A 13693-nucleotide genomic window follows, 5' to 3' on the forward strand; every position below is an offset into this window, starting at 1 on the left:
ATGACGGTGTACTTCATCGGTGCCGGCCCCGGCGACCCGGAACTGATAACGGTCAAGGGCCAACGGCTGATTCGCCAGTGCCCGGTGGTCATCTATGCCGGCTCGCTGGTACCCGCTGCCGTGCTCGAAGGCCACCAGGCCGAGACCGTGATCAACAGTGCCGAGCTGCACTTGGAGCAGATCATCGCCGCCATGCGCAGCGCGCACGAACAAGGCCAGGACGTGGCCCGGGTACATAGCGGCGACCCCAGCCTGTACGGCGCCATCGGTGAGCAGATCCGCCACCTGCAGGCGCTGGGCATCGATTACCAGATCATCCCTGGGGTCACCGCCACGGCGGCCAGCGCTGCGCTGCTCGGCTGCGAGCTGACCCTGCCCCAGGTAGCGCAGACGGTGATCCTCACCCGCTATGGCGACAGTTCACCCATGCCGCCTGGCGAGCAACTGGGCGACCTGGCGCGCCACGGCAGCACCTTGGCGATTCACCTGGGGGTCAAGCACCTCCCGCGGATTGTCGAAGAACTGATGCCGCACTACGGTGCGCACTGCCCTGTGGCGGTGGTACATCGTGCCACCTGGCCAGACCAGGATTGGGTGCGCGGCACCCTTGGCGATATCGTCGAACGCGTCGCAGCCAAGGATTTTCGCCGCACGGCGCTGATCCTGGTAGGCCACGTGCTAGGGGATACGCCATTCGCCGAGTCGGCCTTGTACCGTGCCGGGCATGCTCACTTATATCGCCCTGGCGACTGAGCATTGCCAGCATTGCCGCAGCCGTAGCAGACTCCGGGCTCCCGCCTGTGAACAGGAGTCACGCCCATGCTGGAATTACGCCCCAACTGTGAGTGCTGCGATACCGACCTGCCGGGCGACAGCCCCGATGCGCTCATCTGCTCCTTCGAATGCACCTTCTGCCGCGCCTGCGCCGATACCCGCTTCAACGGCCGCTGCCCGAACTGTGCCGGCCAGCTGGTGGCCCGCCCCACGCGGGTCGGCCAGGCGCTGGTCAATAACCCCGCTGCCACCCAACGTGTGAACAAAGCACACGCTGCTTGCGCCTGACTGCACACCTCAAACCAGGCATTGCCGCTTTGATAGGGTGATGTCTTTCCCAATGCTTGTAGGACTTTTCAACAACAAGCGCGCGGATTATCAACACTTCTATACTCGGCATTACCAAACCTCGGGATTGGTCGTATCTTGCAGCGCTTCCGATTAACCCACTTGCCGACGTATTCCTGAGTGTTCCAGGAAGCGGACCACATCTTGACAGGAGTTTTCTACATGACAACCGTGCTGATCGTCGACGACCACCCCATTGTCCGACTATCCCTGCGTCTACTGCTCGAACGTGAACGCTTTCATGTTGTGGGTGAAGTTGGTAACGGCAGCGAAGTTGCGCAGGTAGCCCGCGAATTGCGCCCGGACGTGGTAGTGCTCGACATCGGCCTGCCCGGCCTGGATGGCATGGAAGTGATCAAACGCCTGCAATGCCTCGAGCCTGTGCCCAAGATCATGGTGCTGACCGGCCAGGCCACCGACCTGTATGTACGGCGTTGCCTGGATGCTGGCATCGGCGCATTCGTCACCAAGGAAGAAGATCACGAAGCACTGCTGTTTGCCCTCAAGGCCCTGGTCAAGGGCTATTCGACCTTCCCGCAAATGTCGGTCAACAGCAACTCGCTGGAGAGCGAACCGGTACGCCTGGCCAGCCTGTCGAACCGTGAAATGGAAGTGCTGCGGCGCCTGGCGCGCGGCGAAAACAACAAAAATATCGGCACCTGCATGAACCTGAGTGCCAAGACCATCAGCACCTACCGGGGCCGTATCATGGAAAAGCTCAAGACCGAATCGCTGGTTGAAATGGTCGACCTGGCCAAACGCAACAGCGTCTACTGAGCGTTCGGCCGCCATGAAGCGCCTGCTGGCGTGCATGCTCCTGGCCATCGGCCTGTCCGGCCCCACTGCGCTGCTGGCCAGCAGCGAACCTCGCCAGCTGCTGGCGCGCTCTGTCAGCGCCGCAGCCCCGTTGCAACTGTCCAGGGAAGACCGGGATTGGCTGCAGCAACGCCAATACCTGGTGCTGGGCAGTTCGCGACCCGACTATCCTCCCTTCGAACTCAATACCAGCCAGCAGGACTACGAAGGTATTAGCGCAGACTACGCCGGTATCATCGCCGAGCAGCTGGGCATAAACGTCGAAGTACGGCGGTTCGACAACCGCCACGAAGCCATCGCTGCTTTGCGTGAGGGCAGTATCGACCTGCTGGGCAGCTCCAATGCCTTCGAGGCGGCAGACGCCCAGCTTGTCCTGAGCACCCCGTATGCCGACGACATGCCGGTCCTCGTCACGCGCGAAGGAAGCAGCCTGAAGAACACACCCGACCTCGCCGGCCTGCGCTTGGCGATGGTCGATCACTACCTGCCGGCCAGCACCGTACGCAATCTGTACCCCAAGGCGCAGTTAAGCCTGTACCGCTCGACCCTGGCCGGGCTGGCCGCTGTCGATCTGGGCGAGGCCGATGCCTACCTGGGCGATGCCATCAGTACCGACTTCATGATTGGCAAGAGTTACCAGGGCACGCTGAGAATCGACCACTTCTGCCAGGTCCCTGCTGGGGCATTTGCCTTTGCCCTGGCCAGCGACAACCCTCGCTTGCATCGGTTGGTCGACATGGCGCTGGCCCGCATCAACGACAGCGAGCGCCTGAATATCCTGCGCCGCTGGAGCAGCGGCAACACCAGCCTGCTGCTGCAGCGCCACCTCACCGCCTTGAGCAAGGAAGAAGAAGCATGGATCGCTGCCCACCCCAACATCGATGTGTTGGTCAACACCTCGTTGGCGCCACTGACGTTCAACGACGCCGAACACCGCCCAACCGGCATCACCCTTGATCTGCTGAAACAGATCTCACTGCGCACCGGGCTACAGTTCCGGCCAGTGGCAAGCGATTCGGCGCAGGCGATGCTCGAGCGCCTGGCCCGCGGCGATGCACAAATGATCGGCGCCCTGGGCTACGGCGCGGATCGCTCGAAACAACTGCGCTATACCCGCCCCTACCTGGTCAGCCCACGCGTCCTGGTTACCCGTAGCGACAGCACTTACCCCACACAAGCCAAGGCACTGGATGGCCAGCGTATCGCCCTGGTCCGTGGCTCGCCGCAGCGGGTGCTGCTGCAACAACGTTATCCGCAGGCCAGGCTGGTGGAAGTCGACAACCCGCTCGGCCTGATGGAGGCCGTGGCGGGCGGGGCTGCCGACGTTGCCCTGAGCAGCCAGATCAATGCCGCCTACTACATCAGCCATGTGTTCAAGGGCCGCTTGCGCATCGCCAGCGTGCTGGACGACGCCCCGGCCATTGCCGCCTTCGCCGTGGCTGCGGACCAGCCGCAGCTACAAGCCATCCTCGACAAGGCTCTGCTGAGCATTCCACCCGAAGAGCTCGATCAGCTGGCTAATCGCTGGCGCACCAGCACCTTGGTAAGCGACAGCCCCTGGCGCGACTACCGAACGCTGGCCTTGCAGGTATTGGTTTTGTCGGCTCTGTTGCTGGCGGGCGTGGTGTTCTGGAACAGCTACCTGCGCAAGCTGATCAACCAGCGCACCGAGGCCCAGCACGCGCTGCAAGCGCAGTTGGCCTTGAGCCGTGGCCTGCTCGAACAGCTACGCCAAGCCAAGGACGACGCAGAGCAAGCCAGCCAGACCAAAAGCACCTTCCTGGCCACCATGAGCCATGAAATCCGCACTCCGATGAATGCCGTGATCGGCCTGCTGGAGTTGGCGCTGGAAGACAGCCGCGAGGGCCGCTGCGACGCCCAGACCCTGCAGACTGCCCATGGCTCGGCCATCGACCTGCTTGAACTGATTGGCGATATTCTCGACATTTCCCGCATCGAATCCGGGCACATTACCCTGCAACCGATACCCACTAACCTGGTCGAGCTGGTACGCGCTACGGTACGGGTTTTCGAGGGCAACGCTCGGGCCAAAGGCTTGCATCTGCACGCAGAACTTCCCGCCGGGCCGGTCTGGGTGCTGGCAGACCCGTTGCGGCTCAAGCAGATACTGTCCAATTTGATCAGCAACGCCATCAAGTTCACCGACCGCGGTGAAGTGCAGGCCAGCTTGCTGATACCTCCAGCCGATGGGCACAGCAGCCTGCCAATCGAATTGTCTGTGCGTGACACCGGCATCGGCATCAGCCCCGTTGATCAGGCCAGGCTGTTCAACGCCTTCGTTCAGGCTGACGGCCCGCGAACCCGCCAAGGGGCAGGCCTGGGGTTGGTCATCAGCCGTACCTTTGCCGAACTGATGGGCGGCAGCTTGGGCCTGCAAAGCGTCGAAGGCGTCGGCACCAAGGTGCAGGTCAGCTTGCAGTTGCCAGCCTGCGCTGCACCGAAGCCTGTGCAGCAACTGACCCCGGCAGCCGAACCCAGCACCGACCCTTTGAAAATTCTGGTGGTCGACGACTACCCTGCCAACCTGCTGTTGCTGGAACGGCAACTGCACACCCTCGGTCATCACGTGACTTTGGCAGGCAACGGCCAGGTCGCGCTGGAGCGCTGGCAGGCCGCGCGTTTCGACCTGGTGATCACCGACTGCAGCATGCCAGTCATGGACGGCCACGAACTCGCCCGTCGCATTCGCAGCCTTGAAGCCGAACGCAGCCTGCCGGCCTGCCAGATCCTCGGTGTGACTGCCAATGCCCAGGCCGAAGAGCGTGACCGTTGCCTGGCCAGCGGCATGGACGAATGCCTGTTCAAGCCAATCGGCCTGCACACGCTCAAGGCCCACCTGCCCCAAGCCCGCGCCGCTCAAGAGACGCCACTGCCCAGTAGCGGCTTCAACCTGGCAGAGCTGCGCCACTTGACACAGGACGACAAGCAACTGACGCGGCATCTGTTGGAACAGCTGTCAATCAGCGTCGGCGAAGATCTGGCCACCTTGCGTGCGCTGGCGCCCGAGGCCTCCGCTGAGGCGGTCCGTACCCTGGCCCATCGCATCAAGGGCGGCGCAAAGATGATCAGAGTGCGCGGTGTGGTAAAGGATTGCGAAGCCATCGAGAACGCTCATGCGCAGGGCCTGCCATCGGTTGTGCAACGTGAACGACTGCAAATCAGCCTGCAAGCCCTGCTGAACGAACTGAAGGATGCGCTCAATGCAATTGCAGCGTCGAGCTGATCTGGCTGATCGCATCCACGACGTGCCGTGAACCCTGCTGGATTTCCATGATCACCGTTCCTGCCTCGTTGGCCAGCGCGACCCCATGACCAGTCCGGGTCAGACTTGACTGCATGCTGGCCACGGCCAGCAGTGACAGGTCGTGGTTCTGCCGCACCACGTCGACGATTTCCAGGGTGGCCTTGCTGGTTCGCGCCGCCAGGTTGCGCACCTCGTCGGCCACTACGGCAAAACCACGCCCATGATCACCGGCGCGGGCCGCCTCGATGGCCGCGTTCAAGGCTAAAAGGTTGGTCTGGTCGGCAATGCCACGTATGGTCAGCACGATCTGCCCGATCACATCCGACTGTTTGCTCACGGCATCGATGCTGCGCGCAGCCTCGTTCAGCTCATGGGAAATCTGTTCGATCACCTGCACCGTCTGCTGCACCACCTCGGTGCCCTTGCGTGCGCAGGCATCGGTCTGCATGGAACTGGCATGAGCGGCATCGGCAGCGGTTTGCTGCGTGCAGACCTGGCGGGTGATGTCACTGGCGAACTTCACCACTTTGTACAAGCGGCCCTTGCTGTCGAATATCGGGTTGTATGAGGCCTCCAGATAGACCATCTGGCCCTGCTTGTTGATGCGTTCGAAGCGGTGCGAATGGTATTCGCCGCGGTTGAGCGATGCCCAGAACTCACGGTACTCGGCCGACTCGCGCTCATGCGGCAGGCAAAATAGCCCATGATGGCGGCCGACCACTTCGTCCAGGCGATAGCCCATGGTGTCGAGGAAGTTCTGGTTAGCCTTGATCACCCGGCCTTGCGGGGTGAACTCAATCACCGCCATGGAGCGCCCGATCGCCTTCAGCAGGCTCTCGCTCTCGTGCTCCTGCACCACCCGCTGACTGATGTCGGCTGCTACCTTTATCACGCTGATGACCTGACGCTGCTCGTCTAGCACCGGCATGTAGCTGGCCTCCAGCCAGACCTCGCGGCCGGCCTTGTCGAGGCGTTCGAAGGTACCGCTGATGGCCTTGCCCTGGCCCAGTTCGCGCCACAGTTGTTGGTACTCGGCGCTTTGCGTGTAGCCCGGCTCGCAGAACAGCCGGTGGTGCTTGCCACGCAATTCGTCGGCGCTATAGCCCATGGCCTGGCAGAAACGCTCGTTGGCATCGAGGATAGTGCCATCAGGTGCGAACTCGATCATCGCCATCGAACGGCTGATCGCCGCCAGTTTGGCTTGTGCGCCGGCCAAAGCCTGGTGACTACGCTGGATTTCAACCAAATCGGATTTGCGATGGAAATCGAACATGACGCCGGGCTCCTTTATGCGCGGTGTCCTGAGCATAGATCGCCGTTGGCAAGTCGTGGTTAATGTGTCGCCTGATAGATCGAGCGCCGCCCGCGCGGCGCTCGATGTCAAACCCAACACTCTACTCAAGGCGTACTCAGGAACTCTCGCGCACCATCAGCTCAAAGCCCAGATCCTGCTGCGCATTCGCTACCCGCTTGCCATCGAGCAACGCCAGCAGCGCCTGCGCCGCGCCACGGCCCACAGCGGCCCTGGGCGTGCGAATCGAAGTCAACCGCGGCACCATGTGCGCCGAAGCCGGCAAGTCGTTGAACCCCACCATGGCTACCTGCCGGGGCACTTCCACCCCTTGGCGCAATGCCTGCAGCACCGCCCCTTGGGCCAGGTCGTCGTTGCAGAAGAAGATACCGTCGACGTCCGGCGCCTGCTGCAGCAACTGGCTGAACAACACGCTGCCCAAGGCAATCGACGAAGGCTCCGGTGCCAGTACCTCCAGCTCCGCCGCCTGCAAACCAGCCTCGGCCAACCCCTGGCGGAAGCCCTCGGCCCGCTGCATCACCCGAGGGTCGAGCTGCGCGGCAATGAACGCCAGGCGTTTGCACCCGCGCTCGATCAAGTGCCGGGCCGCAGCGCGCCCGGCCTGCTGCTGCGAAAAACCGACCGACAATGCCCCTGGCTCGCCATTGAGTTCCATCATGTGCACACACGGCACACCGCTGGCGGCCAACATCTGCCGCGCCGCATCGCTGCGCTCGAAACCGGTCAACAGCATGCCGCAGGGCTGGTAGGCCAGGTAATTGCGGATCAGGTTTTCTTCTTCGGCAAGGTCGTAGTGATAGTTGCCGATCAGTACCTCGAGCCCACGCGGGCGCATGACCTCGTGAATGGCTTCCAGGGTGTCGATGAACAATTGGTTGGACAGCGACGGAATCAGCACCACCACCGACTGGCTGCGGGCCGAGGCCAGGGCACGGGCCGCCGGGTTGGCCACGTAGCCCAGGCTCGCCGCTGCCGCGACGACCTTTTCGACCAGTTCAGGCGCAACCGTGCTGACCCCGCGCAAGGCGCGCGAGGCGGTAATCGGGGAAACCCCGGAAAGCCTGGCAACTTCTGCCAAGGTGGGACGACCTGTAGTGCGGGAGCCGATGCGGGACATGGATGTTGTAATTTTACTACTTGCAAGGATAGGGAACGGCCACTAAGGTAGCGCTGTCTCAGGACGCAGGCAATGTAATCTTTGGCAGCAGCCAGCACGCGCTCGCTACCAGGCGTCCATACTGCGTAAGGACAAGACCAATAACACCGGGGAGGTGGCTGTTCGTCGGCGACGAGACAGCGCTATCTCACCCCGCAGGAGGTACTGATGAATTCTCCCCTGTCCGCCATCGTGGTGATGGGCGTGGCCGGTTGCGGCAAAAGCTGCATCGGCGCCGCAATCGCTGCCAGAAGCGGCGGCCGCCTGATTGAAGGCGACGCTTTCCACCCTGCCGAAAACATCCGCAAGATGAGCGATGGCATCCCGCTGGACGACAGCGACCGTGCCGGCTGGCTGGTACGCCTTGGCCAGGAATTGCAAGCCACTACCCAAGCTGGGGAGCGCCCGATCCTGACCTGCTCGGCACTCAAGCGCCGCTACCGCGACAGCCTGCGCGATGCCATGCCCGGGCTGGTGTTCGTGTTCCTCGAACTGTCGCCCGCCGAGGCGGAAAAACGGGTGCTGGCCCGCCCTGGGCACTTCATGCCAGCCAGCCTGATCGACAGCCAGTTTGCTGCCCTGGAATCACCACGCGGCGAGCCACTGACGCTGGCACTGGACGCCACCCAGCCCATCGAAGCACTTGCCGAAGCGGTGGACCGCTGGCTAAAGCGTTGCGGTGAGCAGGGCCTGGCGCAAACCGCCTGATCCCGGCGGCTTTCCCGGCTCACCAAAGACAGCGCTACCTCGACCCGTGATCGCGGGTAAAGTTTCAAAACGCTACGCCAAAAACAACGATAAGATCGAGGCCTTCAAACCATGTTCGGACTGGCTACTGACACCTTCCTGCTGCTCGACGCGCTGGTTACCATCATTGGGCTGATCCTGCTGATCACCCACTTCAAAGTGCACCCCTTCGTTGCCCTCACCCTCGCGGCCGGCTTCCTTGGCCTGACCTCCGGCATGCCGGTGGCCAAGGTAATGAAATCGTTCCAGGATGGTTTTGGCGGTGTACTCGGCTTCGTCGGCATCGTGCTCGCCCTGGGCACCATGTTGGGCAAGCTGATGGCCGACTCTGGGGGTGCCGACCAGATCGCACAAACCCTCATCCGCGCCTTCGGCAAAAAGAACGTACATTGGGCGATGATGTTCGCCGCCTTCCTGGTGGGCATTCCCCTGTTCTTCGAAATCGGCTTCGTGCTGCTGATTCCGCTGGTGTTCATCGTTGCCCGGCGCTCCGGGGTGTCGCTGGTGAAAATCGGCATTCCGCTGCTGGCCGGTCTGTCGGTGGTGCACGGCCTGGTGCCGCCACACCCGGGCCCATTGCTGGCAATCGGTATTTTCCACGCCGATATCGGCAAGACCATCTTCTACGGCCTGATCGTCGCACTGCCCACCGCGATCATCGCCGGTCCGCTGTTCGGCAATTTCATTTCCCGCTACATCCCGGGCAACCCGTCCCAGGAACTGATGGACCAGATCGCCAAGGAGTCTGGCCAGGGCAACCTGCCAAGCTTCAGCATCACCCTGATCACGGTGCTGCTGCCGGTAGCGCTGATGCTGCTGAAGACCTTCGCCGACGTGGTGCTGCCGGCAGAGCACATCGTGCGCCAGTGGATGGACCTGATCGGCCACCCCATCACCGCCCTGCTCGCGGCCCTGCTGCTGGCCTTTTACACCTTTGGTTCTGCACGAGGCTTCAACCGCCAGCAGATCATGAAGATGCTTGACCAAAGCCTGGCCCCCACGGCTGCCATCGTGCTGATCGTGGGAGCCGGCGGCGGCTTCAAGCAGATGCTGGTGGACACCGGTGTGGGCAACGTCATCGGGCAGATGGCCGTACAGGCGGAGATTTCGCCGATCATGCTGGCCTGGTTGGTAGCAGCGGTGATCCGCATTGCTACCGGCTCCGCCACGGTCGCCACCATTACCGGTGCGGGCATTGTCGCACCGGTAATCGACCTGGTACCGGGCGTGAACCGTGAGTTGCTGGTACTGGCCACCGGTGCTGGCTCGTTGATCCTGTCGCATGTGAACGACGCCGGCTTCTGGCTGGTGAAGCAGTATTTCAACATGACCGTAGCGGAAACCTTCAAGACCTGGAGCATGATGGAGACCATCCTCTCGGTGGTTGGCATCATTTTCATCATGTTGTTGGCGCAAGTGGTGTAACCGTTGATCGGGGTAATGGCACCTTGATGCTTTGGGTAGGGCCGAAGGAAAGTATCAGACCTACCCGAAGCCAAGGAGCCTGCCATGCCCCGCTCAAGCATTCTGCTGATTGCCCTGCTCGCCTCGCCACTGGCCCTGGCGGCCGGCACCGGCCCTACCTACCCTGACGATCCGCACAACCCGGCACCCCGGCCGGGCGTGGATAGCACCCTCAACCCGATCGAAAAGCCCATGCCGCGGGATACTGACACGCGCATCCAAGGTAACGACCCAGAAAGCCCACCGGCGAAGCAGAATGACAACCGCGATCTGCCGGGGATGGATGGGAGTGGCCAAGAGGGTGCAAGTCCTCAGCGCAATAGCGGCACAAGCACCGGTAATCCCTGAGTACGCGCCCCTTGCAGGAGCGGCCTTGCGCCGCGATAGGGCTGCGCAGCAGGCCCGGCAATATCAACGATCAGGCTGAAAACCTGGGGCCGCGCTGCGGCCCTTTCGCGACGCAAGGCCGCTCCTACAAAAAGCAGAACTGTGCCTGCTTTACCACTGGCGTTTGTCGGGGCGGGTCAGCCCCAGCTTCTCGATCCGGTAACGCAGCATGTCCCGCGACAACCCGAGCATCCGCGCCGACTTGGTCACGTTCCAGTCCGTACGGTCCAGCGTCTTGCACACCAGGTCGCGTTCCATGTCCGGCAGGCTGGTGCCTGGCTCCGGCTCGTGCCGCGGTATTTCGAACATCGCTGGCGCCGGCTGCTGCATCAATGGCTCGTCAATCAAGGTCATGCACAGGTTCAACTGATGCGCCTGCACCACCTCGTTCGGTGCCAGTAGCACGGTCTGCTCCAGCATGTTGCGCAATTCGCGCACATTGCCTGGCCAGCTGTAGCCCAGCATCAGGCTCTCGGCCTCGGCAGAGAATCGCAGGTTCGGCTTGCCATAACGCCTGCCATGATGGGCGAGGAAATGCCTTGCCAGTACCAGAATGTCCTGGCCTCGAGCATACAGGCGCGGCACCTTCAGGGCGATAATGCGCAGGCGGAAGAACAGGTCGCGGCGGAACTTGCCCTGCTGCACCATCTGCTCCAGGTTGCAGTTGGTGGCGCTGATAACCCGCAGGTCGACCTTGCGCTCTTTCACCGCGCCAATCCGGCGGATGCTGCGATCTTCCAGTAGCTTGAGCAGCTTGGCCTGCAACACCAGGTCCATCTCGCCGATCTCGTCGAGGAACAGGGTGCCGCCGTCGGCCGCCTCCACCAGGCCCAACCGTCGCTCCTTGGCATCGGTGAATGCGCCCTTCTCGTGACCGAACAGCTCGGCCTCCAGCAGGTTGGCCGGGATTGAGGCGCAGTTGAACTCGATGAACGGCCCTTTGCTGCGGGAGCCGTCAAAATGCAGGGCGCGCGCCACCAGCTCCTTGCCGGTCCCGGTCTCGCCTTCGACCAGCACCGGTGGCAAGTCGTCGCTGGTCATCCGCCGTTCGGCATCCAGCACCTGGCGCAGGGTGTGCTTGAGGGTGAGCATTACTGGCGACTCGCCGATCAAGGCCTGCAACCCGGACTTCTGCGCCTCGCGCTCCTGGTAGAACGACAGCGTGCGCTCCATGCGTTCGGCAGCCAGAGCCTTGTCCAGGGTCAATTTGAGCTCGGCAAGCACTACCGGCTTGGTCAGGTAATGGAAGGCACCCTCCTTCATCGCCTGCACAGCATCTTCGACATTGCCGTAGCCGGTCATCATGATCACTTTCAGGCCCGGCACCTGCGCCACAAGGCTGCGCAGCAGGTCGTGCCCGCTCATGCCCGGCAACGAGTTGTCGGTCAGCACCGCGTCGGGCTGGGCCCGCTTGATCTGCTCCAGCGCAAGCTCGGCGCTGTGGCACACGGTGACCTCAAAGCCCTTGAGGCTAAGGTAGGTGCGAATGTTGTCAGCGAGGATTTCATCATCCTCGACTACCAGGATGCTGTGCTCCATGGTCCCCTCCCGCTGCGATATTGAATGTAAGGCTGACGCGGGTTCCTTCCTCTTCGCGGCTGCTCAGGCTGACCGAGCCGCCAAAACGTTCCATGATGCGCTTGACCAGGGCCAGGCCCACACCGAGCCCCCCCTGCTTGGTAGTGAAGAACGGCTTGAACACCATCCGCTCCTGCTGTTGGCTCATGCCCTTGCCAGTGTCGACAAGTACGAACTCGGCACGCTGGCCATCCTGTACATTGACCTGGGCAGTCAGCATGCCGCCCGCCGGCATGGCCTCCAGAGCATTGGAGAACAGGCTGTTGAGAATCTGCGTGAGCTGCAGCGGCTGACTGGCCACCCACTGCTGATCAGGCCCTTCGAAGTGGAAGCGCACACCATTGCGCTCGATCTGCTGGACGAACGCCAGGTGGGTGTCCTCGATGGCCGCCACCAGGTCCACAGCCTCCGCCACGTCACTGACCGGGCGCAACGACACCAGCAGGTCACGCACCCAGCGTGACATGCGGTCTACCTGGCTGATGATATCGGTGATGTTCTTCTGCGCCGCGGGGTTGGCGATTTCCTGGGCCAGTTCGGCGCTGGAACGAATATTGGCCAGCGGGTTGCGCAGGCTGTGCGCCACTGCAGACGACATCTCGCCCAGGGCCACGTAGGTTTCACTGGCCACCAGCCGGTCCTGTTGCAGATGCAGCATCTGCGCCGCCCGGCGTACGATCCAGAACAGCCCGAAGTAGATCAGCGCCCCGCCCACCAGGGTCGAAGCCCAGATCAGTACATAGCCGCGCTGGATGCGCCGTATCAGGTCCTGCGGCTCCTTGTAGATTTCCACCATGGCCATCACCTGTTCACCCTGGCTGTCGAACAGGGGTATGTAGTTCTCGATGAACAGGTAGCGCGGTTCACGCAGGAACTTCTGCTCTTCGCGATCATCCTCAGCCTTGTGGTAACTGGCCGACACCGCCTTGCGCGAACGGAAAGCACGATCCAGATCGCCATCGGCCTCTATCCGCTTGCCGATCAGCTCTACGTTGGTGGACCAGACGATGGTGCGGTCGCGAGCGTAGACATTGGCCAGCAAGGTATCAGGCAGGTGCTCGACATGGTCGAGGAATTCGACCCGGGTCGATTCGGCCAGCGCCGGGGTGAACTGCAGGTGCTGCTGGTCCAGGCGCGGGTCGAGCAGTTCGCCCATGGTGGTGCCCGGTGGCAACTGGGAATGGCGCACCTCGGCCTGGGCCATGGCCTGGATAAACTGGGCGGTCAGCATTGCATCACGCTGCACGCTATCGCGTACCACGAAGCGCGTGGACACATAGCCCAGCCCGCCCGCCACCGCAGTGATGATCAACAGGCTGATGACCGAAAACCAGCGCAGCAGGTTGAACTCACGCAATGGCACGGCCAGACCGCTGGCAGTCGCACTAGCCTTGTCGCGAACTTCGTTTTCCAGCATCTGCATTGCGTGGTTCCCGGGCGTCCGTTCAGAAATGCATCAAGGCCAACAATCACAGCAGCCCGTTGATAGCACCCCGCCTGGGCAGCCATGGCTGCCATTTATTGTGTGTTGCGCTGCGCGAATGACGTAGCAAGAAGTCGGCCAGCCGCCACTCGAAAAACCTAACGCTAAACTTTTCAAGACCTTAAGTGACATTGTCAAATACGACCCAAAGAAGCGGCCCCACATTTGGGTGTTAATTACCCAAAAAAAACAATCACAAACATATCAACGGATTAAACCCTTTTCTTACCGCTAAACATCAAATTCTTGCCAAGCGGAAATTCAACGACACCCGCGTGCCATGGCCCTCACTGCTGCTAAGCCTCACTGTGCCGCCAAAGCGTTCCATGATGCGCTTCACCAGCACCAGCCCCACCCCCAGCC

12 protein-coding genes and 1 pseudogene are annotated in these 13693 nt (G+C 62.1%); 7 read left to right on the forward strand and 6 right to left on the reverse strand.

What is annotated here, in order from left to right; all coding sequences use genetic code 11:
• The 4 genes from cobM (at position 1) to JOY50_RS23595 (ending at position 5182) form a co-directional block, all read left to right on the forward strand.
• Complete coding sequence (gene cobM, locus JOY50_RS23580) at positions 1–753, forward strand: precorrin-4 C(11)-methyltransferase (protein ID WP_132843236.1); 753 nt, start codon at positions 1–3, stop codon at positions 751–753.
• 66 nt (positions 754–819) lie between these two features.
• Positions 820–1062: a DUF1272 domain-containing protein gene (locus tag JOY50_RS23585; protein ID WP_028612989.1), complete on the forward strand. Its 243-nt coding sequence runs from the start codon at positions 820–822 to the stop codon at positions 1060–1062.
• 222 nt (positions 1063–1284) lie between these two features.
• On the forward strand, positions 1285–1899 hold the full coding sequence (locus JOY50_RS23590) for a response regulator transcription factor (RefSeq protein WP_028612990.1): 615 nt from the start codon (positions 1285–1287) through the stop codon (positions 1897–1899).
• Between the two features lie 13 nt (positions 1900–1912).
• Positions 1913–5182, forward strand: a complete 3270-nt coding sequence (locus JOY50_RS23595; RefSeq protein ID WP_132843239.1) for a transporter substrate-binding domain-containing protein — start codon at positions 1913–1915, stop codon at positions 5180–5182.
• Here the strand turns inward: JOY50_RS23595 and JOY50_RS29340 are convergent.
• The 3 genes and pseudogenes from JOY50_RS29340 to JOY50_RS23605 form a co-directional block, all read right to left on the reverse strand.
• On the reverse strand, positions 5157–5651 hold the full coding sequence (locus tag JOY50_RS29340) for a methyl-accepting chemotaxis protein (protein WP_232107066.1): 495 nt from the start codon (positions 5649–5651) through the stop codon (positions 5157–5159). The two genes, JOY50_RS23595 and JOY50_RS29340, sit on opposite strands and share 26 nt — an antisense overlap.
• Before the next feature lie 42 nt (positions 5652–5693).
• Positions 5694–6512 (reverse strand): annotated as a pseudogene (locus JOY50_RS29345) (PAS domain-containing protein); the annotation flags it as partial.
• A gap of 100 nt (positions 6513–6612) precedes the next feature.
• Positions 6613–7632 carry a LacI family DNA-binding transcriptional regulator gene (locus JOY50_RS23605; protein WP_132843246.1) on the reverse strand — a complete coding sequence of 340 codons (1020 nt, stop codon included), beginning with the start codon at positions 7630–7632 and terminating at the stop codon, positions 6613–6615.
• 207 nt (positions 7633–7839) lie between these two features.
• Here JOY50_RS23605 and JOY50_RS23610 point away from each other — a divergent pair, with 207 nt between their 5' ends.
• The 3 genes from JOY50_RS23610 to JOY50_RS23620 all read left to right on the forward strand — a co-directional run bounded on the left by JOY50_RS23610 (position 7840) and on the right by JOY50_RS23620 (position 10230).
• Positions 7840–8379, forward strand: coding sequence for a gluconokinase (locus JOY50_RS23610; RefSeq protein WP_028612994.1), 540 nt, complete (start codon positions 7840–7842; stop codon positions 8377–8379).
• Positions 8380–8490: 111 nt separating this feature from the next.
• Entirely contained in the window at positions 8491–9843 is a 1353-nt protein-coding gene (locus tag JOY50_RS23615) for a GntP family permease (RefSeq protein ID WP_132843248.1), read from the forward strand.
• A gap of 84 nt (positions 9844–9927) precedes the next feature.
• Entirely contained in the window at positions 9928–10230 is a 303-nt protein-coding gene (locus JOY50_RS23620) for a hypothetical protein (RefSeq protein ID WP_132843249.1), read from the forward strand.
• 150 nt (positions 10231–10380) lie between these two features.
• Here the strand turns inward: JOY50_RS23620 and JOY50_RS23625 are convergent, their stop codons facing one another.
• From JOY50_RS23625 to JOY50_RS23635, 3 genes are all read right to left on the reverse strand, one after another.
• Entirely contained in the window at positions 10381–11808 is a 1428-nt protein-coding gene (locus JOY50_RS23625; protein ID WP_243055967.1) for a sigma-54 dependent transcriptional regulator, read from the reverse strand.
• The gene (locus tag JOY50_RS23630) at positions 11777–13270 is read right to left on the reverse strand and encodes a HAMP domain-containing sensor histidine kinase (protein WP_132843250.1); all 1494 of its coding nucleotides are present in this window, start codon (positions 13268–13270) and stop codon (positions 11777–11779) included. The genes JOY50_RS23625 and JOY50_RS23630 overlap by 32 nt, the downstream gene beginning before the upstream one ends.
• 298 nt (positions 13271–13568) lie before the next feature.
• Positions 13569–13693 (reverse strand): ATP-binding protein (locus JOY50_RS23635; RefSeq protein WP_243055970.1); only part of this gene is annotated, 125 nt, incomplete at its 5' end.

The organism is Pseudomonas sp. BP01, from assembly GCF_022760795.1.
GTDB classification, from domain to species: Bacteria; Pseudomonadota; Gammaproteobacteria; order Pseudomonadales; family Pseudomonadaceae; genus Aquipseudomonas; species Aquipseudomonas putida_Q.